1 protein-coding gene is annotated in these 218 nt (G+C 41.3%); it reads right to left on the bottom strand.

Going from position 1 to position 218, the window contains the following annotated elements; genetic code table 11:
- Positions 1-26: 26 nt before the first annotated feature.
- The coding region (locus tag EYW48_RS21995; protein ID WP_277433141.1) for a hypothetical protein at positions 27-218 on the bottom strand (192 nt) is incomplete at its 5' end.

Consider the following 218-nt stretch of genomic DNA (forward strand, 5'->3'; position numbering starts at 1 on the left):
ACATAACAATCAATTCAAGTGGATTCTCAACGCGTGGCAGTTTTACTATGCGTCAGGTAAAGTGTTTTACGGTGCAATGCAGCGACTTGGTCAGTGCGTTGTTCACCACTTAATTGGGCGTTATGTGTTTGATGAGTTTTTAGGGTTAACTCTACGATTTCATAGAGAATTCGTTCCGTATTTTCGGCAAGTTGGCTTGGTCGAAATGGATTCTTGAA

The sequence above is a fragment of the Vibrio sp. 1180_3 genome (genome assembly GCF_029478545.1).
Classification (GTDB): domain Bacteria; phylum Pseudomonadota; class Gammaproteobacteria; order Enterobacterales; family Vibrionaceae; genus Vibrio; species Vibrio aestuarianus.